Annotated in this window: 20 protein-coding genes and 2 pseudogenes; 5 read left to right on the top strand and 17 right to left on the bottom strand. The window is 38.4% G+C overall.

Annotated elements, in window-relative coordinates; all coding sequences use genetic code 11:
* Nucleotides 1-477: 477 nt before the first annotated feature.
* Together P3R27_RS15210 and P3R27_RS12025 are read right to left on the bottom strand one after the other, a co-directional pair.
* On the bottom strand, nucleotides 478-585 hold the full coding sequence (locus P3R27_RS15210) for a beta-xylosidase family glycoside hydrolase (protein WP_369075744.1): 108 nt from the start codon (nucleotides 583-585) through the stop codon (nucleotides 478-480).
* Nucleotides 586-594: 9 nt separating this feature from the next.
* Nucleotides 595-1,225, bottom strand: a pseudogene (locus P3R27_RS12025) (family 43 glycosylhydrolase); the annotation flags it as partial.
* 299 nt (nucleotides 1,226-1,524) lie between these two features.
* Here P3R27_RS12025 and P3R27_RS12020 point away from each other — a divergent pair.
* Nucleotides 1,525-1,755, top strand: a complete 231-nt coding sequence (locus P3R27_RS12020) for an SGNH/GDSL hydrolase family protein (RefSeq protein ID WP_235186420.1) — start codon at nucleotides 1,525-1,527, stop codon at nucleotides 1,753-1,755.
* A gap of 109 nt (nucleotides 1,756-1,864) precedes the next feature.
* On the opposite strand, the gene P3R27_RS12015 is transcribed toward P3R27_RS12020, so the two are convergent.
* The 3 genes from P3R27_RS12015 to P3R27_RS12005 form a co-directional block, all read right to left on the bottom strand.
* Nucleotides 1,865-2,395 carry a hypothetical protein gene (locus P3R27_RS12015; RefSeq protein ID WP_126134362.1) on the bottom strand — a complete coding sequence of 177 codons (531 nt, stop codon included), beginning with the start codon at nucleotides 2,393-2,395 and terminating at the stop codon, nucleotides 1,865-1,867.
* Nucleotides 2,396-2,567: 172 nt separating this feature from the next.
* On the bottom strand, nucleotides 2,568-2,909 hold the full coding sequence (locus tag P3R27_RS12010) for a YlbF/YmcA family competence regulator (RefSeq protein WP_010734167.1): 342 nt from the start codon (nucleotides 2,907-2,909) through the stop codon (nucleotides 2,568-2,570).
* A gap of 67 nt (nucleotides 2,910-2,976) precedes the next feature.
* Nucleotides 2,977-5,151, bottom strand: coding sequence for a PBP1A family penicillin-binding protein (locus P3R27_RS12005; protein WP_126134363.1), 2,175 nt, complete (start codon nucleotides 5,149-5,151; stop codon nucleotides 2,977-2,979).
* A 209-nt stretch (nucleotides 5,152-5,360) separates the two neighbouring features.
* Between P3R27_RS12005 and P3R27_RS12000 the strand changes: the two genes are divergently transcribed.
* Nucleotides 5,361-6,215: an RluA family pseudouridine synthase gene (locus tag P3R27_RS12000; protein ID WP_034689739.1), complete on the top strand. Its 855-nt coding sequence runs from the start codon at nucleotides 5,361-5,363 to the stop codon at nucleotides 6,213-6,215.
* A 164-nt stretch (nucleotides 6,216-6,379) separates the two neighbouring features.
* Nucleotides 6,380-6,730, top strand: coding sequence for a GyrI-like domain-containing protein (locus tag P3R27_RS11995; RefSeq protein WP_034689741.1), 351 nt, complete (start codon nucleotides 6,380-6,382; stop codon nucleotides 6,728-6,730).
* Between the two features lie 146 nt (nucleotides 6,731-6,876).
* On the opposite strand, the gene P3R27_RS11990 is transcribed toward P3R27_RS11995, so the two are convergent.
* The 3 genes from P3R27_RS11990 to P3R27_RS11980 are packed head-to-tail and all read right to left on the bottom strand — an operon-like array spanning nucleotide 6,877 to nucleotide 11,734.
* The gene (locus tag P3R27_RS11990; protein ID WP_034689744.1) at nucleotides 6,877-7,743 is read right to left on the bottom strand and encodes an ROK family protein; all 867 of its coding nucleotides are present in this window, start codon (nucleotides 7,741-7,743) and stop codon (nucleotides 6,877-6,879) included.
* Nucleotides 7,744-7,748: 5 nt separating this feature from the next.
* Entirely contained in the window at nucleotides 7,749-10,430 is a 2,682-nt protein-coding gene (locus P3R27_RS11985) for an alpha-mannosidase (RefSeq protein WP_301356823.1), read from the bottom strand.
* Nucleotides 10,431-10,444: 14 nt separating this feature from the next.
* Nucleotides 10,445-11,734 carry a glycoside hydrolase family 125 protein gene (locus P3R27_RS11980; protein ID WP_034689748.1) on the bottom strand — a complete coding sequence of 430 codons (1,290 nt, stop codon included), beginning with the start codon at nucleotides 11,732-11,734 and terminating at the stop codon, nucleotides 10,445-10,447.
* A gap of 150 nt (nucleotides 11,735-11,884) precedes the next feature.
* Here P3R27_RS11980 and P3R27_RS11975 point away from each other — a divergent pair, with 150 nt between their 5' ends.
* Nucleotides 11,885-12,952, top strand: a complete 1,068-nt coding sequence (locus tag P3R27_RS11975) for a GntR family transcriptional regulator (RefSeq protein ID WP_126134365.1) — start codon at nucleotides 11,885-11,887, stop codon at nucleotides 12,950-12,952.
* Nucleotides 12,933-15,086, top strand: coding sequence for a GH92 family glycosyl hydrolase (locus P3R27_RS11970; protein WP_126134366.1), 2,154 nt, complete (start codon nucleotides 12,933-12,935; stop codon nucleotides 15,084-15,086). Before P3R27_RS11975 ends, P3R27_RS11970 begins: the two co-directional genes overlap by 20 nt.
* A gap of 277 nt (nucleotides 15,087-15,363) precedes the next feature.
* On the opposite strand, the gene P3R27_RS11965 is transcribed toward P3R27_RS11970, so the two are convergent.
* The 9 genes and pseudogenes from P3R27_RS11965 to P3R27_RS11925 form a co-directional block, all read right to left on the bottom strand.
* On the bottom strand, nucleotides 15,364-15,465 hold the full coding sequence (locus P3R27_RS11965; protein WP_126134367.1) for a putative holin-like toxin: 102 nt from the start codon (nucleotides 15,463-15,465) through the stop codon (nucleotides 15,364-15,366).
* Nucleotides 15,466-15,672: 207 nt separating this feature from the next.
* Complete coding sequence (locus tag P3R27_RS11960) at nucleotides 15,673-17,127, bottom strand: response regulator transcription factor (RefSeq protein ID WP_034689752.1); 1,455 nt, start codon at nucleotides 17,125-17,127, stop codon at nucleotides 15,673-15,675.
* Nucleotides 17,117-18,862, bottom strand: a complete 1,746-nt coding sequence (locus P3R27_RS11955) for a sensor histidine kinase (protein ID WP_301356825.1) — start codon at nucleotides 18,860-18,862, stop codon at nucleotides 17,117-17,119. The genes P3R27_RS11960 and P3R27_RS11955 overlap by 11 nt, the downstream gene beginning before the upstream one ends.
* Nucleotides 18,855-19,469 (bottom strand): YesL family protein, encoded by a 615-nt coding sequence (locus P3R27_RS11950; RefSeq protein ID WP_034689755.1) that lies wholly within the window; start codon nucleotides 19,467-19,469, stop codon nucleotides 18,855-18,857. Before P3R27_RS11950 ends, P3R27_RS11955 begins: the two co-directional genes overlap by 8 nt.
* A gap of 252 nt (nucleotides 19,470-19,721) precedes the next feature.
* Nucleotides 19,722-21,182 carry an ABC transporter substrate-binding protein gene (locus tag P3R27_RS11945; RefSeq protein WP_034689757.1) on the bottom strand — a complete coding sequence of 487 codons (1,461 nt, stop codon included), beginning with the start codon at nucleotides 21,180-21,182 and terminating at the stop codon, nucleotides 19,722-19,724.
* A gap of 25 nt (nucleotides 21,183-21,207) precedes the next feature.
* Nucleotides 21,208-22,128 carry a carbohydrate ABC transporter permease gene (locus P3R27_RS11940; protein WP_034689758.1) on the bottom strand — a complete coding sequence of 307 codons (921 nt, stop codon included), beginning with the start codon at nucleotides 22,126-22,128 and terminating at the stop codon, nucleotides 21,208-21,210.
* Nucleotides 22,129-22,139: 11 nt separating this feature from the next.
* Nucleotides 22,140-23,087, bottom strand: a complete 948-nt coding sequence (locus P3R27_RS11935; protein WP_034689760.1) for an ABC transporter permease — start codon at nucleotides 23,085-23,087, stop codon at nucleotides 22,140-22,142.
* A 251-nt stretch (nucleotides 23,088-23,338) separates the two neighbouring features.
* On the bottom strand, nucleotides 23,339-24,058 hold the full coding sequence (locus P3R27_RS11930) for a pseudouridine synthase (RefSeq protein WP_034689762.1): 720 nt from the start codon (nucleotides 24,056-24,058) through the stop codon (nucleotides 23,339-23,341).
* 31 nt (nucleotides 24,059-24,089) lie between these two features.
* A pseudogene (locus P3R27_RS11925) lies at nucleotides 24,090-25,743 on the bottom strand (putative polysaccharide biosynthesis protein).
* Nucleotides 25,744-26,211 lie beyond the last annotated feature (468 nt).

Raw genomic sequence — 26,211 nt, 5'->3', positions numbered from 1 at the left:
TGAATCAAGACGCCCTACACATTTGGTTTGTCTTACTTTGTTCAGTTTTCAAAGGTCTACATGATAAATGAAACACAACTGCCTCAATTCATCATTTGTGATTGCCGTAGCAACTTTTATATCTTAGTAAACTCTCGGATGATTGTCAACTATTTTTTAAAAGTTTTTTTGACTCGTTTTTCACGAAGTCGTTTTAGCAACTCACTTATCATAACTCATCGTTTGTTATTTGTCAACATGTTTTTTTGTTTATTTCTTAATGAAATCAACATATAAAAACTCATCTCTCATAACCAACTTCGTTATATTATCATATAAAATTATGATTGTCAATAAAACTTTTAAACAAATTTCATGATTGTTTTCATGTTTCAGCAACGTTGACTATACTATCATTAAAAAAAAGATTGGTCAAGGTAAAATTTAACTTTCACTACACCTAATCTTTTTTTATTTATTTCATTCCATTTCTATTTCCTAATAGTTGAAATAATCAAAATCAGCATAGCTCCCACCTCTTACGTTTAAATCATACACACCAATACCAACAAAGTTTCCTGTAACCCCCCCCGATAGTGTCTGCACATCAATTTCAGTACCACCTTCAGCAGTCAGCAAATAGTAGTAATCATTGACATAGTAAAGATGAGGTGCTTCGGTCTTTGCGTGTTCGGTTCCTGTAGGATCGTGTGAATCGGCCCGACTAGTTGTTTTTGTTTTGCATCATATTCTCGAATGACGATCCCTGCTGATTTATTAGGTGTAGTTAGTCGAAAATCCCAGATTTCATTCAAAAGCCATTTCCTACCTGTACGTGGATCAAGAAAAAGAGAGGGATCACCTCCCCTACTATTTAGATAGATTGGACTTTCCCAAGGTCCATTGATATCCTCTGCGATCATCATGTAATTGTGGGTGTCTTTAAAAGGACATGCTACGCTTTTAACATCTGTATAAATAAGATAAGATAAAATCGCCCAGCTAAGTAACTGATTTGTGGCGCTCAGATACTTCCATTGATCGGATGACCCTTTAACCATACTTGATCAGTTAAACTATCTGTTTTATGTTCCTAATTGATCAGATCTGTTGATTCATATACACGAATACCTGGTAACCCCTCAAAAGAAGAAACAATCACACAATAAGAGCTACCCACTTTCAAAATATTCGGGTCCGGATTAAATTCTCGAATGATTAGATTAGCTACTTTACTTTGAAACATCCGATCTCCACCTTTGCTCTATTTTTTGGCGATACGTACTTGAACCCGCTGCTAATAGATAGAAAAAGACAAAAGGGTAAGCAATGAATTGTGTACCGAACAACAGCAGGACTTCTGAAACCAATAAATGAGCACCGCCATCGGACTTGCTTTTCTCTTCAACTTCAACGATAAATAAAGAGCAAGACATAGCCAAACCAATGAGAGGAATAGGCTAACACTAAACGACCCCGTCATGCTCCGTAGTGACTCAAAGGTTTCTTTTACACTCCCCCCTCTAAAAAAATAACTACCCTATTTTGGATGTTTTCACTCGTTCACAAGCAACTCTTCAACAGTATACGCAAGAAGAAACAAAAAAATTCTACTTGCATTTACCAGTTGATACTTATGAAAATTATCACTCAGGTCTTTGTGACAACACCCATTTTAGTCTAGAAGGTGCTGCTTTAGTCGCTCAACTCGTCGTTGAACTACTAAAAGAAACTGATCTTCCATTAGTAAATTATCTTGATACTCCTCATATCTAAAACTTGATTCAAAGGATTTACGATTGTACCCAGACAAAGCAAAAACTTAAAGCATGCAATATGCTTTAAGTTTTTGCTTTGTCTATTAAATTAGGACTCAATGATACGATCAAAGGCTTTGTGTTTGCTCGTTATTCTTTTGTTTTTCCGCTAATGAAGGTCTTCTAGCCGTAATTGCCAAGCTGACGCCCTCTTTTAATTTTTCAAACATAAAAAGATCTTTATTTTCTACTTGGGGATTTTGGCGGATCTCTTGGAAGATCATTCGTTGGTCTTTCACTGTATAACGTGCATATTCGTGAATATAGCGATGAGTTATCATCAATGAAAGAAAAGCAAAAGGCGTGTGATTCTTTTGTTTTTCTGTTAACCGCTGATAAATGAATCGATCCAGTTTTTCTGCCCAGATCAAACTGTTTTGATAATGCTCGAAATGCGTTTTTGTGGATACCCAACGAAAATTTTTATCATAGGCCCATGAATCTTCGACAAGCTGATATTTCATTTTTTTTAGTGTCTGTAGTAACTCTTTTGTTCGTTTATGTAGGATAAATTGATTGAAAAGGGCTAAGTCAAAAGGTTTCGTAACATTCAATCCTTTAATCGGTGCGGTAATTTCGATCGTCATTTTTTTTCGCATAGGTTCACATCCTCTCGTTTGTTTATCCGTGTCTTTCTGCAACTTAATGATACCAAAGGATGATCCTTGCCTGTCCATCACTTTTTCTTCTGAAAGAAAAAATTATTTTTCATAAAAAAACTGGCATGAAATCCTTTAGAGATTTCATGCCAGAGAGTTATTTTGTTGGTGACTATTCGCTGTACAAGTCGCGTACTGGTGTCATGATGATACGGTTTAAATCGTTGATGATCGTGCTGAACCCTTGTTCTTTTTGCATCAAGTCATTGATGACTTCTTCTGTTTGGATTTTCATTGCCATTTCTTGCGCTCTGGCAGCATCTTCATCGCTAAATTCTTGTCCGCTCATTTGTTTTTCTTGTAATTCGATCTGCATCGCTTGGAAATCTTTGAACAGTTGATGTGCTTCTTCATTCGCTTTTACTTTTGCATAAGCTTCTTCTAGCTCTTTGAATTCTTTTAGTTCACGAATCTCACGTTCGATTTGATTTGCACTATCATAAATATTTGACATACGACGGCCTCTTTTCTTCTATTTAATAAACTCTATTGTAACATGAGGTGATTTGTTTTCAAAGTGCCTACTCTCCTTGGAATCGACGCCATAGATCTCGTGTTGCATCACCGATGCCTTGTACGCCTTCTCTCAGCATATCGCCAAAATTCCTTAGGCCATCTTTTGCTTGTTCGCCATAACGATCTAAATTGTCTTGCCAGTTCCCCTGATTCTCTTCATTATTTTGGGAATTATCTGGTACTTGATCTGCTGGGACGACTTGACCACCGGTAGCATAGGCATCCGCAACATTAAATCTTGTTTGCTCGGTGTAAGGCAAGATGCCTTCTGCTGCTGATTTGAAGACTTTCCCCACCACATTGCCACTTGTACCTTCTAAATAGTGAAGTTCACTCGTTTCTTCAAATCCCAACCAAGTAGATATGACTACATCTGGAGTATAGCCAACGATCCATTGGTCATTCGCTTTTGTTGCATCAAAATTCGTTTCTGTCGTTCCTGTTTTTCCAGCTACCGTATAGCCGTATGGATTCGCTGCAACACCCGTTCCATTAGAGAACGTACCTAGTAACATGCTAGTCATTTGGTTCGCTGTTTCTTCGGAAATGACCTGCTTTGGTTTACTGTTGGTATTATCAACGATGACTGCTCCAGTAGAGTCAACGATCTTGGTGATCAAATGCGGTGTATACATCTTCCCATTATTGGCAAATGAACCATAAGCCCCCGCCATAGTCATAGGAGAAACCCCATTTTTCAAACCACCTAACGCTAACCCATAATACTTGTCTGAATCAGCTAAAGGCAAGCCAAATTCTTTTGTCTTATCAAAGCCTTTTTGAAGACCAATCTCATGAAGTAACCACACAGCAGGTAAATTCAAGCTTTGAGCAACTGCTTGATACATCGGCACTTCCCCTTGATAGGTCCCATCAAAGTTGTGTGCATCATAATAAGATTGTGGTTTATCTTCAAGAATACTTGACGGTGTATAGCCAGCTTCTAACGCAGGTGCAAATACACTGAGTGGTTTGATTGATGAACCAGGTGAACGTTTCATCTGCGTTGCAAAGTTGAATCCTCTAAAGACATGTTCCCCACGTCGACCAACGAGTGCTGCAACCCCTCCTGTTTTCGGATCTAGTGCAACCGAACCTGATTGGACCATGGCACCATCTGTCGCATTTGGAGGGAATAACGCATCATTTTGATAAGTCGCTTCTAGTTGTTGCTGATAATTCTGATTCAATGACGTATAGATTTTATAGCCTTTGTTCATGACATCAGCTTCAGCTAAACCATATTCACTAACCGCTTCATCAATCACTGCATCAAAATAATAAGGATAACGATAACCAGACTCCGAACCAGTATACGTATCATTCAAATAGTGTGTGATATCTGTTTGAGACTCAGCAGTTGCTTGTTCTTCACTGATTTTACCATTGTCTGCCATCACGCTTAATACCGTATTTTTCCGATTATTGGCATTTTCTGGATGATCGATTGGGTTGTAGATACCAGGACCCTTCAGCATCCCCGCTAACGTAGCAGCTTCAGACAGTGTGACATTTTTAGCATCCACCCCAAAATAGCGTCTTGATGCATCTTGTACACCCCAAACCCCATTACCAAAATAGGCATTGTTTAGATACATCGTTAAAATTTCTTCTTTGCTATACTTCTTCTCGATTTCAATCGCTAGAAAAAGTTCTTTCGCTTTTCGGTCAAATGTTTGATCTAGTGTAAGATACGCATTTTTGGCTAACTGTTGGGTAATGGTACTTCCGCCACCCCCGCCTGTACCACCAGATGTGATCATCCTTACTGCTGCTCTGGCAATCCCTTTGATATCAAAACCAGGATGTTGATAAAAATTCCGGTCTTCGGTCGAGATAACAGCATCTTGGATCAGTGGAGAAATCGCATCTAACTCCACATAAGACCCTTTTTGTGCATACAACGTCCCCGCCTCTTCGTTGTTTTTATCATAAATCACGGTCGACTGACTCAAACCAGATTTCAGTGTTTCAACATTCGCTTGTTTCGCTAATACAAATAGATAAATACTCGTGATCAATACGAAGATCAGTCCGATCAGTAAAATCAACTTGTTGATATGATATTTTTTCCAAATACGCTTGCGCCAACGATGGAATTGTCCGAGGTAAGGCTTAATCCATCGCCAAAAACTGATGAGCGCAGTTTTTATTCTTCTTAGCATGCTCTGAAAATCCATTCACTTCTTCTCCTGTCTATTGATCTAATTCTTCTCATTTTAACATAACTAATTATGCGTGACGTCCTGCTTGAGATGTAGGTGTACGCTTTGTTTATTCACAATGTGGATAGTTTAGCATATGAAATGACGAGAATTTTCCATTTTTTTCTTAAATATCTGTTAAAAATGTTACAATGAATCTGAATTTCAATGAAAGGTGTGAGCATGTGGACATCACAATCACGTTACCTGAATCTCATCCAACCATGACGATTCGAGAATTATTAGAAAATGAGTGGCTTGTACCAAGAAAAGTTCGGCACTTTTTACGTATACGTAAAAACGTCTTATTGAATCGCGAATCTGTTTTATTCCATCACGAAGCAAAAGCTGGAGATCAAATCACTTTGCACTTTGAAGAGACCGACTATAGTTATCAAGAGATCCAATTGGGGGAAGCAGCAAAAGTCAGCGTGTTGTACGAGGATGAACACTTGATCATCGTCAACAAACCAGTCGGTATCAAAACGCATCCGAATGAACCGACAGAAACGAATACGTTATTGAATCACCTGGCTGCTTACTTAGATCAAAAAAAACAACGTCCATATGTCGTTCATCGATTAGACAAGGAAACGAGTGGGGCTGTTCTATTTGCTAAAAATCCTTTTATTTTACCTATTTTAGGTAGAATGTTGGAACAGAAAAAAATCTACCGCCGTTATCAAGCCGTTGTTTGGGGTAAACTTTCTCAAGATGTAACAATCACAGACAAAATCGGCAGAGATCGTCATGATCGTCGCAAACGAGTGGTTGATCCCAGAAATGGGCAACCAGCCATCACACATGTCCAAGTTGCCGAAGTTTCGGCAGATAAAACAAAGATCTATTGTGTCTTGGATACAGGACGAACCCACCAAATCCGTGTACATTTAGCAAATCAAGGCCACCCCATTGTTGGTGACCCGCTCTATCAAACGAAGCCAGCGAAACGTTTGATGCTCCATGCGTTGGAACTCCATATGACCCATCCATTTACACAAGAAAAAATCATTGCAAGAGCATTGCCGGGATTATGGTAAACACTTGAAAATAGTCATAAACAAAAAACTGAGATTTGGGAACTTAATACGGTCCCCGATTCTCAGCTTTTTTCCTATTTCTATCAAAAAATATAAATCGACAGTAAGCGCCTATATGTTGCTCTTACATTATATGTATCTAAAACATCAAGGAGATTATTCATATGAATATTGAAAGAACTAACCTTTCGTCACAAATTGCTGTAGCAACCAAAGCGACTGCTGTTACCATGAAGAACTTGATCGCTACAATAGATACTGGAGTTGTTGCTGAACAAGGTGGCCAACTGATTGATGCCCTCTACTGTACTTACCTGAATAGTAATGATGACTTTACCATCTTGGACATTGAGTTAGGGATTCCTATCAATACTGCAATTTCTGCAAGTGATGAGGTTTATATGAGCCAAACGTATAGTGGAAAAGCAGTTATCGCCCCACACCAAGGTGCTTACGTCACACTTGAAACACCAGAAGACGAGTTATTGACACAAGTCATTTTTCCAATCAACTAAGCTTTGAAAAAAATCGATGTAGCCTTGATCTCACTGGATAGAAAAACACATACCATACTATTTGATGTTGCCTTAGCCGATGCAACATCAAGAATTAGTACAGTATGTGTTTTTCTATTTTTCAGAACTTTAACAATAAACTAAATTTATTTGATTCCTTCTCGATGTGCTTTTTCCGCTAAAAGCAAGCTTCCAATGATCCCACTTTCATTCGGCATGCCCCATTGAACAATGTACTCATCTACTGGCGGTGTTTCCATGTAACCAGCCATTAATGTCATAAATTGTTCTCTCACTTTTTGTAGTAAGTGTGCTTGATTCATGACACCACCACCTAAAATGATTTTTTCTGGCGCTAATGTCAATGTATAATTGACTAATGCTTGTGCAAGGTAATATGCTTGGATATCCCAGACAGAATGATCCTCAGGTAAATCTTGCCCTTTGATTCCTGTACGTGCTTCGATCGATGGTCCAGCAGCTAATCCTTCTAAACAGTCTTTATGGAAAGGACAAGTTCCTTCGTAGTCGTCTTCTGGGTGACGCTTGACCATGATGTGTCCCATTTCCGGATGTGCACTCCCAGAAAGAATATCGCTATTCAACACAACTCCCCCACCAATACCTGTGCCGACAGTCAAGTAGATACAACTGTTTTTCCCTTGCGCCGCCCCTTTCAACAATTCACCATATGCCGCAGCATTGACGTCGGTTGTCCATGCCAAAGGAACGTCGTATCGTTGTTTGATGCTTCCTAAGAAATCAAAATCTCGCCATCCTTGTTTAGGCGTAGCTAAGACATAGCCATAGCGATCATTCGTTGGATCAATACCGATTGGACCGAAGGAACCGATTCCAATTGCTTCTAACTCAAACCGATCAAAAAAGTCAAACACACGTGCCAAGGTTTCTTCCGGCATCGTCGTTGGTACACTGATTTTTTCAATGATCTCTCCATTATCTGATACCGCACAAATAAATTTTGTTCCGCCTGCTTCTATTCCGCCATACATCTCAATTATTCCTCCTCAAAGCCGACTGTCCGAATCTCATAAGGCTGGAGCATTTCGTCAATCGTCTCTTGACATTCTTCTTCAAGGAGATTCAACCGTTTGCCTTTTTTGCCATTTTTCGTCAAATGCAACGATTCTAAATGACTAGACATATTGAATCCTCTCGCTACTAGTTTATCATTAAGTTTGCTTCGTTTCAAAGCAGTAATTGCAAACGTTTCCCCTTCGATTGATAAATATTGTTTTTTCGGAGCGAATTTACCTACTTGATTTGGCAATTGCTTGGTCGAAAACGGAATTTGAGCGGCATAAGCATGTTTGTATGTGGCGAATTTGTCTTTCCCGGAATGGACCTCTAAACTGTAATCGAATTGATGAACACCTAGACATTGTGCCTCCGGTGTTGGGAAATAACCCCAGTCGCCCATCTCACCAACGCAACGCAGTAAGGTCACCGCAATCGTTTTTCCATCCACGATTTCATATTCATTCAAACCAAAATTTCCAATCGTTATCCCTTGGCTTTCATCACCTAATTGAACGAAGGCATGTTGATGCTGGGGATTGGTCGGGTTCTCCCAAGTTGCAGAGACTTGATTTGGACGAGCTACGACTTCAAAAATACTATCTGCTTCATGTTGTTCCACATGTAACTTCGTTGGGAATAAGACACGTAAGCGATGATCTTTCATCTGATTGTCGATGGTTGTTGTAAAATCGATCTTTTTGCTCTCTGCACGCAACGTAATCAGTGTTGTGATTGTCAGTGGCTTTGTTTCTTTTGAGCGTTGGGCTTGTCTAAAGCGGAACTCTCGTACCATTTGTTGCTCTTTTTCTAACCGATCATCTGCAGAAATAGGGATGTCAATGGTTTGAGTTAGTTTGATTTGAGCGATTTTAGTTGTATCCTTGATGATCTCAACAGTACTTGTCGGTTGGTCTTTTGAAAGGATCGCTTTTTCATTCTCTGGTTGCTTGAAGATATATTCGTTACCGATGTCACCGACGTCTTCAAATGTCAATAACTCTTCAAATTCTTGCCCGGTCGTTTTATCCAATAAGGTCAATGTCCCATTTTTCTCAATGGATACATGCACGAATTGATTTTCAATACAGCATCCTGCTTGAGTAATCATCGACTCTTGCTTTTCATCCGCAACTCCTTCAACTAAAGCGAATGTTTCCCATGAAAATGCAGGCATTTCATCAATTGGTAGCTCAATCGTGACATATCTTGCCATATATGGCACTCTAAAGCGATCTTTCGGTAAATCATAGCCAAATGATACAACTTCTTCAGAAATCAAAGTTGGAATCTGTTTTTTGTCGGACGTTTCAACATGATAGTATTTCTTAGGTTGTTCCGCCAAATCTTGATATAGCTCCTCTGGAATACCTTCTGCAAATCGTTTTCGTTCCAACTCTAAAGTGATTACGGCTGACCCTGTTTTGGGCATTCCAGCTGTATTAAAAACGACAAAAGGATAACTTTCCTTCGAAAATCCACTGGTATCAATAGCTGTTGCCAGTTGATCCAACGCTTCTTGTGCTAAAAATCTCCCCACTTCATTGGCTTTTTCAAAACGCGGAATCATTTCTCGATGAACGGAGTCAACTGAGCATCCGCAAATGCTATCATGAGGATGGTTTTGCATCAGTGTTTTCCAAGCATAATCTAATTGATCGTGCGGATACTTCCCTGTCACTTCATACGCCATCGTTGCTAAAGGTTCTGTGACATTTTCAAGTTGACGCTGTACTTTTGTGTTCCACTGTTTGAGGTAAACTCTTGCAGAAGCTGTATTGGCTAACGTATACCAGCCATCAGTTTCCTGACTTGTCAATTCTCCTGCAACTGCGCCAAGATCCTGAGGAAGATCCTGTTGTACCGTTTCTATATAATCCGTAAAGTTGAAATGAACAAATTCATATTCTGGATATAATTCATTGGCTAATCGAATTGCTGTTGATATATCTTTTTGTACAGGTTGATGATCCACTCCATTCATCATCAATAAATGGTTCGTTGACGCATATTGCTCGGCATCTGCTAACTTTTGATCCCAAAAACGAATCGCAGCTTCTTTCTCAGCTGGAATCTCATTCCCGTTACTGTACCAGTTGGCAAACAATAACCCAAAGATTTCCGTTTGATCAGGCCCTTTCCACCACATCTCAGAATATTGTGACGAATAGTTCTCAGCTTCTAGTACTTGATTATCAAAGCCTATCGGTTTCACTCCACGACCAAACGCAGCAGCTTCTAGTCCTACTTGCTTCATCATTTGTGGCGTTTGTCCCATATTGCCAAAGGTATCAGGGAAATAACCTAGCATGACCGGCGTTCCCCATTTGCGACTTTCTTCCATACCGATCAACATATTCCGAACATTTGACTCTGAGCTAATTAAAAAATCATCCTGTAAAATATAAAATGGTCCAATCCGTAATTTTCCTGCATCGATGGCTTGTTGGATTGCTTTTCTTTTTTCAGGACGTACTTGTAGATAGTCATCTAAAATAATGGTTTGTCCATCTAAATGAAAGCTGTTGAAGTCTGGATCGATTTCAAACAGCTCCAACAAATCATCCATTAACTCCACTAATCGCATGTGATGTTGCTCATATGCCATGTACCACTCACGATCCCAATGGCTATGAGAAATGATATACACTTTTTTCTTCATATCTATTCTCCTCCTTATTTTTCCACTCGGATATCAAAGTAATCCATGACTAACTCACAAAACATCATGTTTGCCCAAGAAAACCATTCTCTTGTGTAATTTTGCGGATTGTTCACATCAAATCCTTCATGCATCAAGTGTGTCCCTGCATCGGTCGCTACTAGTAAATCAAGGATTCGTTCTTTTTCTTGCTTGTCTTCTGTCGTCATTCCTTCCATCGCTAGGGCGATTGGCCAAATATAATTCTCGGGCGTATGCGAAGAACCAATTCCTTTTGCATACTTCCCTTCATAAAAGTAAGGGTTCTCTTTACTTAACAAAGTGTTTCGCGTATTTATATAGTGTTCATCTGTACTGGAGCAATACCCCAAATAAGGTGCTGAAATCAAATTAGGCACATTGCTATCGTCCATTAATGAGGCATTCCCTAAGCCGTCTACTTCATACGCATAAATCGTTTCACCTTGTTGATTTTCGATTTTTCCATAGGTGGCAATCCCCTCTTGGATGGCTGTTTTTAAGTCGTTTGCTTTTACAACGATTTCTTGGTCTTCAAGAATTGAGGTGAAAATCTCTTCGACATATCCTAGAATAACTACAGCAAACATATTGGATGGGACAAGATAGCCATATTGACAGGCATCATCGCTCGGACGAAATCCTGACCAGGTCATACCCGTGGGCGCAATCGCCGATCCACGCCCCTCGTTGACTAACGTATCTTCTTTTCTTGTGGTATCTCTTGTAAAGGTGTAAGGCGATTGTCGATGGTTTTGTTCTACTTGAAAAACTTCTAAGATTTTTTTTATTCCCTCAATAAATGAGTGGTCAAATTGATCTGTACGTCCAGTATTTTTGTAAAGTAGATAAGCTAGTTGAACAGGGTAGCATAAAGAATCGATTTCATATTTTCTTTCCCAGATCCAATCGTTCATTTGAGTGTGATCGGTTTGATGCCCTGCGCCATTTGCTTGTTCATTGAACGCATTTGCATATGGATCGATCGTAATATAGTAAAATTGCTTTTTGACTAACCCACTGATCATGTCGGCTAAATCTTCATCCTCTTTCGCAATCACTAAATAAGGACGAACCTGTGCGGTGGAATCACGTAACCACATTGCAGGGATGTCTCCTGTGAGTAGAAAAGTTGTACCATCCTCTTGCCGTTTGACTGTGGTCAACAACGTATTCGCAAAGGCCGAAGAAAAATTCTTAGCCCAATCTGCATGCTCTTCTCCACATTTTTGTATAATGTCATCCATAAATCGCTTCACTGAATTAGGTATATCTTTATAAGCCATATTATATAAACTCCCTTTTATTTGATATGTCATTATGGATTATACCTGCTCACACCACAAATGTCTACGCTTTCAATAAACTTTTTTCTATTTACTTTTTCAAGTATTATGCTATTATTTATTTATGATATATCATTAAGAGGTGTAATTATGGAGCAACCATTATATAAAACAATATTTTTAGCGCTAGAAAAAGCAATACATGATGGAACTTTACCTGTCGACAGTCAAGTTCCCACTGAAAAAGAACTATCCCAACAATACAATGTTAGTCGGATCACGTCTAAACGGGCATTGACAGAATTAGAACAACTAGGATTGATTTATCGTGTACGCGGAAAAGGAAGTTTTGTTAAAGCTCCCAAAAAAGGTATTCTTTCACGTAGTCTCTCTACTCATAAAAGAATCTTATTTCTGTTGCCTTACTTGTCTGATTTATCCGTGGGTGACTTTACTCAGGGCTTGAATCCAATCATGCAAGAACATCAATTCGAGGTCATGATGACGACTTTAGATTTTTTAGAAACAAAGACAGCCAATGATTTGATGCAAGAATTTGATGGCTTGATTTATTATGCTTTTGAAACAGACCAACATCTTGACTTGCTTTTTGAGCTTTCCTTAAAAGAATTTCCAGTACTCATGCTAGATAAAAAAATATATGAGTTACCTTTTCCAACCGTCTTATCGGACAACTTTCAAGGTGGTTCTTTAGCAACCAATCAGCTGATTGAACAAGATCACAAAAAAATCGCTTATCTTTTTGGTGATTTATCCCATCCACAATCCGTGAGACAACGCTATCTCGGTTATCTTGAAGCACTGAATAAAGCAAAGTTATCGTTCCATACTGCATTAAATGATCCAATGGCGACCACTAATGAATTAGCTAACTATATTCATACACATAGCGTTACAGCGTTTGTCTGTGAGAATGACTTAGTTGCAATTCAAGCAATGACTACGTTAAAACAATTGGGTTACACCATTCCCAATGATTTTTCTGTCATTGGATTTGATGATATCCAAGCTGCTGCTTTGGTTGATCCGCCTTTAACAACGATTGCCCAAGATTTTCTCCAATTAGGCGAACTTGCGGGCAAAGCGATGATCCAGTGGTTACAAGCAAAAGAAAAACCGGCTGACATCAAACATCCTGTTACTTTGATCCAACGACTATCGACAAAGGAGTATACACATGAACATTCAACAAATTGATACACGTCATGGCACTGCGAATCAAGCCAACTTTTCTAATGGGAATTGCCTGCCTTATACAGGCGTTCCTTTTGGTATGAACTATTTTGCCCCACAGACAAATGAACAAAGAGGTAGTTGGTGGTTTCACCCTGATGACCGGATTTTCCAAGGCTATCGTTTGACTCATCAACCTAGTCCTTGGATGGGGGATTTCAGCCACTTTTTGATGACTCCGTTCAGTGGAGTATTACAAGAACCCACGGTGTTCCATGCCCAAAGTTCGTATCGTCCCGAAGAATGTACTTTTTGTCCCACCCACCTTTCCATTGACCAATTACGTTACGGTATTCAATCGACATTAATCCCTAGTATGTATGGCGGCATCCTTTCCATCACTTACCAACAAAATGATAGCGGTTTATTACTAGCGTTTCCTGGCCGTTTCCGTCTTACTGCAAAAGATGCCTACACACTAGAAGGCCAAGTCACTCATTTTGCGGGCGCAGAAGATCCGAATTTCACTTTTTATTTTGTTTTGGGCTTCGAACAGCCTCTGACAACTAGTGAACTCCAGTATTCTAGCGAACAAGCAGACACTGTAGCTCTTTATTTTGGTCATATCAAGCAGCAGAAGATTCGGCTAGGGACGTCATTCATCAGTAATGAACAAGCTCACCATAATTTGAAACAAGAGCAAGAAAAACAAGAAAAAGACTATCTTTTAGACAGTCGGGAGCAATGGCAAAACTACTTTGATCGAATCAAAATCAACCATCATGATCAAAAACAAACGCAAACGTTCTATCACAATTTATATCGGACATTCCTATTCCCACAAACTTTTTACGAAATTGATCCAGAAGGAAAAAAAATCCATTATGATACCACTAGTCGTACAGTAAAAAATGGGATTCTTTATACAAATAATGGTTTTTGGGATACGTACAAAACGGTTTATCCACTCTTTTCATTGATTGCGGTCGAAAAATATGAAGAGATGTTGGAAGGTTTCTTAAACAGTTATCGAGAAACTGGTTTCTTACCTAAGTGGCTTTCTCCAGATGAACGAGGTCTCATGCCTGGAACATTGATTGATGCAGTGATCGCTGATGCTGCTATCAAAGGTATCGGCAGTCAGAATATGCCGGAATTTTTAGAAGCCATGAAAAAAGGGGCGACAGTTCAAAGTGACCAACAAAATTATGGTCGCCAAGGGACAATCGATTATTTGAAGTATGGCTACGTGCCAAACCATTACCATGAATCGATCAATCACACACTTGATTACGCCTACAGTGATTTTTGTATCAGCCAAGTTGCTCAAACACTAGCTGATGTTGAAACAACTCATCACTATCAGCAACAATCCACGAACTATCTTAATGTTTTTGATACAGCAACTGGTTTTATGCGTTCAAAAGACTGCTCAGGACAATTCCGTCCTGATTTCTCCTCTATTTCTTGGGGCACAGATTATGCAGAAGGAAGCGCATGGCAAAGTAGTTTTGCTGTTTTCCATGACTTTGCAGGACTGATCGAAGCGCATGGTGGAAAACAAGCTTTTGAGAACAAATTAGTTGAATTATGTAATCAACTGCCTAAGTTTGAAGTCGGTGGTTATGGGTTTGAAATCCATGAAATGAGCGAGATGGCAGCAACTGAATTTGGACAATTAGCTATCTCTAATCAACCAAGTTTTCACTACCCTTATCTTTTCCATTACCTTGGGAAACCCGAAATGGCACAACCTTTGATCAAACAGTTACTTACGCAACTTTTCGATGCATCACCTACTGGCTATCCTGGCGACGAGGATAATGGCAGTATGGCCGCTTGGTATATCTTTAACAGTTTAGGTTTTTACCCAGTTACACCTGGAACCGGTGAGTATGTCATTGGTATCCCACTGTTTGATCAAGCGATCTTAACACTTTCAAACGGCAATCAATTGACTATCCATGCTACGCCTAATCAGCCACAACAACAGTTTATTCACCATGTAAGTCGAGATGGCTACACTTATGAGAAGCTATATTTTACTCATAAAGATTTACTAAACGGTGGCACGATCAACTACCATTTAGGCATCGTTCCTCATACTAAAACTTATTCAGAGGATAACTTGCCTTATTCTTTAAGTCGCCAAGAATAATAACCGTGGTTAAGGAAGTGCTATCTCAGCGCTTACTCTGTAGTGAAGTCCATTTGCCATCCTCTTCAGCACTAACTTTAGAGAATGTGCGACTTCATTAGGACTTTATTGAATGATTGATTTCACTCATGACACGTTGTTTACAGATGACTCGTTGAGATGCTATACTAAAGAAAAGAAGCGATGCGTGAACATCACTTCAATGTAGCCGTTTAAGACGGTAGCATGTTTTGAGCTAAAATAAACCCGTCAACTTCGCTAAAAGTTTATGACGGGTTTATTTTTTATCTTTTTTGCTTATTGTCAGCATAATGCCAACAAGCCCAAGCATCAACGATCCAAACTGGATCATCAATGCCTGTGCTTCCGCAACAGACAAAAGGCTACTCCCCTCGTTGAAGTAGGAAAATACTCGTAGGCATCATCCCTGAGTAGCTACCATCTTAAACAATCTACATTGTCCATTTTAACATAGAACCCATCACATATTTTATATTTTTTCGTTTTTTTATATGATTTTTTACTAATCAAACCATATAAAAACAGAGATCATGAGATGCTAATTCTCAAAAACTCTGTTTTTTATTCAGATGAAACTTCCTTCTGTTTGACCTTGATTTTCTCGGTATTCTGAAGGCGACTGTCCGACGATTTTTTTGAATAATTTTGAAAAATAGGTCGTATTATTATAGCCGATTTCATTAGAGATCTCATTGATATTTTGATTACTATGGATCAGCAACCATTTTGCTTGTTCCATTCTTAAGTGATTCAAGTACGCAGAGAAGCTTTTTTTAGTTTCTTTTTTAAACAGTTGTCCTAGATACATGACGTTCAGATGCAAATGTTCTGCGACTTCTTTCAAGGTTAAAGGTTCTTTGTATTTCTCATGTAAGATTTGAAGAACTTTTTCGACATTTTGACTATATTTTTGATTATGCTGATTTTCCAATAAAGATAATAGGAGTTGATGCAACTCTTGGACAGATTTTGCTTGATTAATTTTTTGGATGCCTGTTAAGTATTCATCATCTTCTAAACGGATCAGCTCACGATAGATATCCATAAATAATAAAAAACTGAAATGACGGATATCTTCAGGCGACATGACCGCCTGTTGGAATTGCTCGAAAAAGTCAGAGATCATTTGTTGCGCAAGCGCTAGCTGACCGCTTTTCAACACACGACTAAATGATACAAAATCAATTGATTGTTTGATTCCTGCTTGTTCGGCATAAAAAATACGTTGATTTTGATCCCCATAGAATTGATGTAGTTGTAAATTATCTTTAGCATGCTGGAAGCTTTGCGGTATCGTTTCCGGATCACAAGATTCATCCCCAATACTAATCAGCCAATTCTCACACATCAGCGACTGTTCAACAAAATGGCTGAACAGTTCTACTGCCTCCTTCTGAAGCAACAAAACAAATAAAACAAGTTCTCCATAATTCCGTTGGTAATAAAAAGGTTCTTTTCTTTTTGTCAGCCACTGACTGATTGTCGTTTCAGCCTGCCTAGGTACTTGTGCAAGTAAGACACGTCGCTGACGCTTGCCTAGTTTTTCTAAAAGTTCTTCTTCACTAGGTTCATCCAATTCATCATTCAACCATTGGCTAAATAGAATTTCTTGGTACACTTCTTGTTGATTTTTTTGTTGTCTTCGATGATCCAAGCGTTTCTTGACGGTTTCAAGACTAGTAATCAGTTCTGCTTTATTGACTGGTTTCATCAAATAATTAACGGCGCCTAACTGCATCCCGCTTTTTAGATAATCAAATTCTTGATAGCCCGATAAGATCATAAATTCAAAAAGATGTTCTTTTTGAGCAGCTTCAATAAATTCTAATCCATTCATCTCAGGCATCGTTACATCTGTGACAACTAGATCAATTGGCTGCGTCTCTAAAATCGATAGTCCCTGCATAGCATTTTCTGCAGTAGCAACAACGTTAAATCCTAAATTTTGCCAATTGATGATTTTTTGTAAGCCAGCTAAGATCATATATTCATCATCAACTAGTAGTACATTATAAGTCATCAGCAGCTCCCCTTTTTATTTTAAAAGTAATATGGATCGTTAATCCACCAGTTGCATTTCTAGCTAGGATCATCTGATAACTCGGGCCAAAACTAGCACGCAACCGTTCATTGACATTTTGTAAGCCGATCGATCCACTGAGTTCTACTTTGCTTTGCGCCAACTGTGCGCTGATTTCAGCTAATCGCTCTTCTGTGATTCCTTTGCCATTATCACTAATCAAAAGATGAACAAGTTCATTTTCTTTAAATACTTTTACACTCAATGCGTTATCAAAACGAGTGAAATCAACGCCATGTTTAAAATAGTTTTCTACTAATGGTTGGATGATAAATTTCGGTACTTCAATCTCTTCCAATGATGATTCGATCGTGAAATGATAGGCGATTCGGCTAGGATAACGCATTTGATAGAGGTACACATACTTCTCACAAAAATCCAATTCTTCTTTTAAATGAATCGTCTTTTTCTGATTGGTGTTATTACGTAATAATGCCGAGAAAGCATAGACAACATCTGCTAGTTCTTCACTACCTTCACTGATGGCATACATTCGAATATATTCTAATGTATTGTATAGAAAATGCGGATTGATTTGCGCTTGTAATGCGCGCATGTGTGCATCTTGTTGTTTGATTTCTAATTTGTAGATATCTTCCACATATTGATTGATACTGCCTAGCATCTCATTGATTCCGACTGATAGGTCTTTTAGCTCGTATTCAGTGATACTAGTATCCACACGAGTATCTAAATTCCCTCTAGCCACTTCATCCATGGCTTCCATGACACGATCGATTTGTTGAGAGTAACGTTTGAACGTCTTGTATAAAAATAAAAGCAATAACCCATCCAATAAAATGACCCCAATAATTAACGGTGCTAAACTTTTTTCTGTTACTTGGCGAACCGTACGCTTATCTAATGTGGCTAAAATACGATAATCATCGGACACCTCTTGAGATTGGATAAAATTCGATTTTCCTAATTTTTCCACTGGTAATGTAGAATCCGCTTGTAGGGTCTGATTGATCAACTTTTCCTGCTCAAAGATTCGTTCTTTACCCAGTGCTCGATCATGAAATGTATACAACCGATTACTCGTTCCGGAAATCATGTAAAGAGATAATCCGTCAAACGTATTTAAATTTGTTAGCGCTGCATCAAGTTCATCTTTATCAAAACCTACAAACATACTGCCAATTTCTGCGCCACCTTGTGTAATCGTCATTTTGATATAAAAAGCCTGTTTTAATTGTGGCGTTCCCTGCTTGACTATCCCGCCTTTGTTCTCTCTAGTGGACTCAAAATATTCTGGTAATTGGTTGAACACAAGGTACACACTGCTTACCTCTTCATAATTGACATACATATCACGAACTACGTTAGGGAATGAAAGAAAATCAGCAGATTGTCGTTGTCGGTCATACGCATACATTAAATATTGATCGATTGGTTTAGTTAAATAAGTGGTGGTATTCTCGATTTTATCTGAATTCCCCACAAATTGATCTTTGATCACTTTACTTAACGTTGTTTTATCACTAAGCGTTCGCAACGTACTTTGAACTGCCTCATTTACTACTTGTTGTGCTTGAATTTGTCTTTGGATGAATGTATGCACACTGATGATGATCGTTGCAATCATCGTCAGAGCAATCATCATGATGGCATATTTACGCAATAAGCGGTTCAACAACGTTCCTTTTGAAAAGATGAAATCTAACCTATTCATATGTTTCCAACTGCAAGTCCAGATTTTCCCGCCATTGTTTGGTGATCGTTCCGTTCCAAACTGTAAGTAACCCAATCAATCCAAATAAAATCAACCCTTTATAATTCCACGTCACCCAAAGAATCAAACCACTACCAAGGATGATTTTTAAGAAAGTTGAAAAACTTGCGAAACTGGAAATCAAACTCAACTTCAATAGATTTCTTAAGGTCATTTGATAGCCACTATCCAGGATCATGCTATATTGATACGTCGCATAAACGTACAACATGCTGAACAGTATAATAAAATCAACCACTAAGAAAAGAATCCCTTGGATCTGTACAGATAAATACAAGTTATAACTAAGCAAAAAAAGACAAGCCGAAAAAAGACCAAATAATTGATTTCCTCTTAAGAAGGATTGTTTGAACATCTGCCAACTTTCGCTGATCGTGATGTCTTTATATTCGAAACCATGGAGATAAAACTGTTCATTGACAGCTTTCCAAGCTGGTCCGATTCCTAAAACGACTCCGCCACATACAGCTAAGCCCCAAAAATACAATGTCAATTTCATGATGACCCATACGCGTATGAATACTGTTTCCAATGCTCTACCTAACACAGGACTTCCCCCCTTTATTCTTCATCATATCCTATTATACAAAAACATACTGTAACATTGAGCATATTGGAACCTTTAAAACCAAATAAATGGTCTTCGAGGAGCAATACTTCGGTTATCAGCTAGATAACCGATAGTCCAGAAGTAGCTTCTTCGTAAATAAGGCGGAATCCACAAAAATGCAAGAGCAATTTCCGTGGATTCCGCCTTATTTCTCGGAGCTAGATACTTCCATCATAACTTCAGTATTGATTAATTGTTCTCTTGTCGGAATGTATCATATTGTTTTTGCATTTCTGTCAGTACTTTGTCGTATCCAGCTTTATCTAAGGCATCCATTAGTTTTGGTAAGGTTTCATCTGGATCGACAGTTCCAGTGTTCAATCCATCAAGGTATTGATTCATGACATTTGAGATATTACTCAATTCAGTTTTTACGCTGTCTGTATTAAAACTGAAGCCTAAGATTGGAGAAGTTTCAGCTTCTGCAATCGATTGATCTCTTTTAGCAATCATTTCATCGGTAATCGTATCTTGTGTGTAAAGAATTTTATTATTACCGGTATTCCAAGCAGACATGTGAGTTTTTGGCTGATATCCGTCTAATAATTTCACTTTGTCATCGCCAACTTTTTCCCATGCTTCTCCTTCAATTCCCCAAACCAAGCCGTTAAGTAATTCAGGATCGCTATTCAATAACGCTAAGAACTCTACTGATTTCTCTTTGTTTTTTGACGTATTAGAGACAACAAAATTTGCCATTTGTGCTTGCCCTGTTGATTTCAACGGAACCGTGATCGGTTTAGACACTAATTCTTGATTTGCAGCATTTGTTAAAATCGTATCGCCGTAATCGTATGGTCCTTGTGTTTCTCCACGCATCAACCATGTATTACCTTCTAGTGGATAGTCTTTGTTACTTGTCGCTGCGTCACTAGGGATCAATCCTTGATCATACCAACTATGCATCGTCCGTAACAGTTCGATGTAATTTTCGTTGTCATATTGATTGATGATTTTTGTTTTATCGCCACTCAAATCAACCGCAAATGGTAAGGTATTTCCTAATGGATAATCAAAATCACCTTGTACTTTAAACCCTTGACCAATGGCAAAAGCTGCTGTATTCGGTTCTTTTTTATGGAATTCTTGTAAAACTTTTTCCGCATCCGCATACGTTTCAATACCATCAATCGATAAATTGTATTTATCTAATAATGGCTTATTGAAGGTCAACACTTGTTGTGCAAAGACATTGGCATTTACTGGAAACGCATATAATTTTCCGTTGACCAGATTTCCTTTGATATATGCTTCATCCAAAGAATCATATGCTTCTTTTCCATATTTAGGTGCTAATTCAGTCAAATCTGCAAATGCACCTTTTTGTGCATTTGATACGTAGTTGTTTGCAAAAGCAATATCGTAATTTTCACCAGATGAGATGATGACATTCATCTTCTTCTCATAGTCACCCCAACCAATATAATTGATATTGACTTTTACACCAATTTTTTCTTCAATTCGTTTATTCGCGACTTCCATCAGCTGATCAAGGTTATCTGGTTTGTCACCAATCTGGTACATTTGTAGTGTCGTCGTATCACTGGCTGCTGCATCGTCCTTGTCATCTGAACCGCCCCCACAAGCTGCTAAACTGATTGCTGTTAGTGCTGAGAATCCTGTAAAAGCTAATTTTTTCCATAACTTCATATCTTTTTCCTCCTATTTGAGTGTTTTATTCTTTGACGCCACCAATCGTTAACCCTTTAACAAAATGTTTTTGGAAAAATGGATAGCTGATCGCAATCGGTAATGTTGAGATAACAACGATTGCCATACGAGCAGACTCTCCAGGAACAGAAGCAAGACCGCCAGCTAACTGACTACCTGCTCCAGCATTTTGAGTAAGATATTGGATATTGCTTTGAATCTTCATCAATAAATATTGCAATGGAACGAGATTATCGTTTTGGATATATAGTAATGCATTGAACCAGTCATTCCAATAACCTAAAGCTGCAAATAAACTGATTGTCGCAATTCCTGGAATCGCTAAAGGTAAGACGATTTGTAAAAAAATCCGAAGTTCACTCGCCCCATCTATCCTAGCAGATTCAATGATCGAATCAGACACCGAACGTTTAAAGAATGTTCGCATCACGATAATATTGAACGGACTGACCGCCATCGGTAAAATCAATGCCCAAATCGTATCTTTCAGTTGTAATAAATTCGTCATCACTAAGTAGTTCGCAACCATCCCTGGTGAGAACAACATCGTGATCAAACAAAAGACTGTAAAGAAACGACGAAATGGAAAGTTGGATCGAGAAATAGCATAAGCATATAAAGAAGTTGCTGTACTATTGATCAACGTTCCTAATACTGTCACAAGAACAGTAACGAAAAGAGCTTGGAAAATTTTGTCTTGCATCTGATCAAACAAAAAAGTATACCCAAATGTACTAAATGTTTTAGGCCAGAAACTATACCCTTGCGTGGACAAAATGGATTCATCTGTAAAAGAGATCGCGATCACAAAAATAAATGGTAACACACAAGAAAAAGCAAAAAGTGCAATCAAAATATTGGAGAAAAAGTTGGTGGTTTGACTAAACGAGCGAATCTCTACTCGTTGAACTTTCTTTTTATTCATTTTTCTCCTCCTTAGAACAATGCCGATTCGCTGTCAAAACGACGAGCAATCGTATTGGTGATCATTAATAAAACAAAGCCGACGACCGATTGATACAGCCCAGCTGCGGCCGTCATACCAAAATCGCCAGTGGATGTCAGCCCATTATAGATATAAGTATCTAACACTTGTGTCACTTCATAAAGCGCTCCGGAGTTTCTTGGAATATTATAGAACAAACCAAAGTCCGCTCGGAAAATATTTCCAACTGCTAATATCGTCAAGATCGTCATCAGAGGGATCAATTGTGGAATCGTCACATGTTTGATTTGTTGCCATTTGCTTGCGCCATCCACCATTGCTGCCTCGTAATACGTCGGATCGATCCCCATAACTGAGGCAAAATAGATGATACTGTTATAGCCGATCCCTTTCCACGTTCCAATAAAGACTAAAATAAATGGCCAATATTTAGGATCATTATACCAATTGATTGTTTCTCTTCCACTTGCTGCCAGCCATTGATTAAAGATCCCTTTATCTGGACTTAAAAACGCATAGACAAAGTAACTAATGATGACCCAAGAAAGGAAGTAGGGAAGCAATGACATGGTCTGGTATACTTTTACCAATCGTTTATTTCGCAATTCACTCATAATGATTGCAAACACGACAGATATCAAAAGATTCAGTAAAATAAATGTCACATTATATAAAATCGTATTTTTGGTAATCAGAAAGGCTTGATCAGAAGAAAATAAAAATTTGAAATTCTCTAATCCAACCCATGGGCTCTCTCTTAAACTGGCAAGAAAGCCATCCGCAGAAATATGGAAATTTTTAAACGCAACGACATTCGCTAATACCGGGATGTAAAAGAAAAAAATCATCCAGATCATCCCAGGGATCGCCATCAAAACAAGCGCCTTATAGCGCCATAAATTCCCAAAAAAACCTTTTAACCCCTTCCTTTTTCTCATATAAAAACTCCTTTCACCTCATTCGACTGTCATTATAGCGCTTTCAAAAGATATAATAAATGAACAAATCATAGGGAAAATGAAACAAATTATAGAGAAGATTGTAAAAGAATCATTTTGATCTGAGGTGTGAGATAGAAAAACAAAAACTAGCTGTTTTAGGTAGCCATCTATCATGATTTCAATAAACAAACAAAAAACTTACAGGATTGAGTAGTATACCCCAATCCTATAAGCTGTGGTTTCAGGCGCTATTTACTTCTTACTTGTGCCAATTCATCTGGTGTCATTTGGCGATACTCTCCTAAAGTTAAATCTTCTGGCAGAAGAAAATTCCCCATACGTATCCGTTTCAAATAAGTGACTTCTTTTCCAACGGCTTTTACCATCCGTTTCACTTGATGGAATTTCCCTTCATGTAAGATCAAGCGGATACGAGAAGTGTTTGTTTCTTCATCGACTGAGTCAATGAACAGTTTTGCAGGCAATGTCTGTTCCTCTCCATCAATGAGTAGTCCAGCTGCAAATGCTGACACATCTGCTTTCGTCATCACACCTTTGACCTCTGCCAAGTATTCTTTTTCTACGTGTTTTTTAGGCGAGAGTAATTGATGTGAAAACTGTCCATCATTGGTCAGGATCAACAATCCTTCTGTATCTTTGTCTAACCGACCAACTGGAAATAGATCTTCCCGAAAATCTTTATCAGAAAGTAAATCAATGACGGTTTGATCGTGATTATCTTGAGTTGCTGAAACTACGCCAGCTGGTTTATTCAAGATATAATAAAAATCTTTTTGATAATGTAAGGATTCATTTAGATACATCACCGTGTCTTCGGTTTCTTTCACTTGATATTTATCACTTTTAATACAGTTTCCATTGACTGTGATCAAGCCTTTTTTGATCAGCCCTTTGACTTCTTTGCGGCTGCCAAGACCGATGTCAGCTAAAAATTTATCTAAACGCATGTGATTGTCCCCTTTTCAAGCAATGCCTGTCTTATTTGATGCGCAAACGTCGGCGTAAGCGAATCATCCCTTGACGACCTAATAACTTATCTGCAAGACGAAGCTTCAGTGCCAGATACATATAAACCAAACCACCCACTCCGGCGACTAAAACAATTAATATTAGTGATTGGAACTTACTGTCTTGGCTCAAGAACATCCCGAAAATCATTTTCGTCAGCCCGGCTGCAAGGAGCATCAACAGAGTAAGAATAAAAATCAATAAGGTGCGGCGCCATACAAATTTCCGATTGAAGCGAGCCACTTGATGGATTTTCTTTAGTATCAACGAACAAGAAACGATAAATCCAATCATCGTTGCGAGCAATGGTCCATACACTTCAAAAATTCGGATTGCTGGATACTGCAAGACTAATTTTACGAGAAACCCAACCAGTAAGTATTGGATTGCCGCTTTATTTTCAAACATCCCTTGAAGCATATTCGATACAAGCATATAAAGTCCTAGAAAAAGACCGACAAAACTTGCTTGGATCAATACTTGGCTTCCTAGTTGATCTGGTGTATAAAATAAAGTATTCAAAGGGTAGGCCAAGAGCATCACACCACACGTTGCTGGAAACATAATGAATGAAGGAAAACAACTGTAAATTACTGCTTGTTAATTTTGCTAGTCCACGACGATCCTTGATCGTTACCGCTTCTGTGATCAAAGGTAAGCCTGTCGCAGCAATCGACGTCGCTAAAGCAATGACGACCATTGTCAATTTGTCAGGATTCGCACTGAAAATGGAAAAAAGATCCAATAATTGGGCATTGGAATACTCAGTGGTATCCGACATGATTTTAATAAATGTAAATTGATCGACTAATTTAAAAATCGTGATCCCTGATCCTACAATGATAAAAGGAATTGCTTCTTTGATCGTTTCCAACAATAATTCCTTTGTGGCAATGGTTACTTGGTTTTCACTGTACTGCACACGAGCTGCTGTATATGCTTGATGTTTCTTCAAAAAATATAATAAGACAGCCAAGCTGACGATCATCCCAATAAATGCTGCAAAAGTCGATTGGGTGACCGCAGTCACGTAGTCACCAGAGAGGACTTTCATGATGATGAATGTAGAAAGCAACAGATAAAAAACGCGTGCAATCTGCTCAACGATTTGCGAAAGTGCATAAGGCATCATTTCCTGATTTCCTTGGAAGTAGCCTCGAATAACACTCATACAAGGAAACACTAGTAATGCCGCGCTTAACGAGCGCATGATTGGAATCAATTCTTCCCCACCACCAGAGGCACGAGCTAACCAAGGTGAAGCAAAGTACATAAATCCTGCAAAAAACACTCCTAAAACAGCCATCATTTGCATTGCTCGTAGAAACAACCGATGAGAGGTCCCGTATTCATTCAATGAATTATAACGTGCAGTTTGTTTCGCAATAGCAGCTGGAATCCCCGCAGTTGAAATCATTAAGAATAACGCATAAATATTGTACCCCATATTGAATAAACCGTTGGCAGCCTTTGCATTTTCGCCCATCCAAGCATACCAAGGAATAATATAGACTGCACCAAGTAATCGAGAGATCATATTACTTGCAGTCATCCAAGCAGAACCTCTAGCCATTTTCTCTTGGACTGTCAAACTTTCTACTGCTGGTTTTCGTTGATTAGTCATTGATCAGATTCCAACTTTCTTCAAAACATTACTCATATTTTAAGTGTAAATCCACAAAGTAGCAATCTTTTTATCGACTTTTTTTATTTTATATCAGTTAAAGTCTTTACATAATAACTGTTTTATTTTGATTACAGAATGCTCTTGTTCTCTATCCTCATTCTTTGGAAACTGGCTTATTTTTTTTACCAAGGGAGTATTTTCTGTTTTAACATCTTCATTCACCGAACGAAATTAAAATGTGAAAAAGATCGCCCATCGCTTAATTTCTCAGTTGCTTTCTATTTATTTTATTATTTTTAATATATTGGGATTTCTGTAATGAATTATCTCCATCTATTTTTAGGTACTTTCCTATTTTTCGGCCGGCCTATTTTTTTGATCTTTTCAACTAATTTTCATTTTTACTTAAATCGCCTGTTCATGAAAATAAGTAACAAAAAATATGCTATAATAAACCAAATAAAT

It is taken from the genome of Enterococcus spodopteracolus, from assembly GCF_030441955.1.
Lineage (GTDB): Bacteria > Bacillota > Bacilli > Lactobacillales > Enterococcaceae > Enterococcus_B > Enterococcus_B spodopteracolus.
This window is presented reverse-complemented; position numbering and strand designations above follow the sequence as displayed.

Coding starts and splice junctions, on each gene's coding strand:
- P3R27_RS12015 (WP_126134362.1), bottom strand. CDS start 2,395: ATGCGAAAAAAAATGACGATCGAAATTACCGCACCGATTAAAGGATTG.
- P3R27_RS12010 (WP_010734167.1), bottom strand. CDS start 2,909: ATGTCAAATATTTATGATAGTGCAAATCAAATCGAACGTGAGATTCGT.
- P3R27_RS12005 (WP_126134363.1), bottom strand. CDS start 5,151: ATGGATTTTCAGAGCATGCTAAGAAGAATAAAAACTGCGCTCATCAGT.
- P3R27_RS11995 (WP_034689741.1), top strand. CDS start 6,380: ATGAATATTGAAAGAACTAACCTTTCGTCACAAATTGCTGTAGCAACC.
- P3R27_RS11990 (WP_034689744.1), bottom strand. CDS start 7,743: ATGTATGGCGGAATAGAAGCAGGCGGAACAAAATTTATTTGTGCGGTA.
- P3R27_RS11985 (WP_301356823.1), bottom strand. CDS start 10,430: ATGAAGAAAAAAGTGTATATCATTTCTCATAGCCATTGGGATCGTGAG.
- P3R27_RS11980 (WP_034689748.1), bottom strand. CDS start 11,734: ATGGCTTATAAAGATATACCTAATTCAGTGAAGCGATTTATGGATGAC.
- P3R27_RS11975 (WP_126134365.1), top strand. CDS start 11,885: ATGGAGCAACCATTATATAAAACAATATTTTTAGCGCTAGAAAAAGCA.
- P3R27_RS11970 (WP_126134366.1), top strand. CDS start 12,933: ATGAACATTCAACAAATTGATACACGTCATGGCACTGCGAATCAAGCC.
- P3R27_RS11960 (WP_034689752.1), bottom strand. CDS start 17,127: ATGACTTATAATGTACTACTAGTTGATGATGAATATATGATCTTAGCT.
- P3R27_RS11955 (WP_301356825.1), bottom strand. CDS start 18,862: ATGAATAGGTTAGATTTCATCTTTTCAAAAGGAACGTTGTTGAACCGC.
- P3R27_RS11945 (WP_034689757.1), bottom strand. CDS start 21,182: ATGAAGTTATGGAAAAAATTAGCTTTTACAGGATTCTCAGCACTAACA.
- P3R27_RS11940 (WP_034689758.1), bottom strand. CDS start 22,128: ATGAATAAAAAGAAAGTTCAACGAGTAGAGATTCGCTCGTTTAGTCAA.
- P3R27_RS11935 (WP_034689760.1), bottom strand. CDS start 23,087: ATGAGAAAAAGGAAGGGGTTAAAAGGTTTTTTTGGGAATTTATGGCGC.
- P3R27_RS11930 (WP_034689762.1), bottom strand. CDS start 24,058: ATGCGTTTAGATAAATTTTTAGCTGACATCGGTCTTGGCAGCCGCAAA.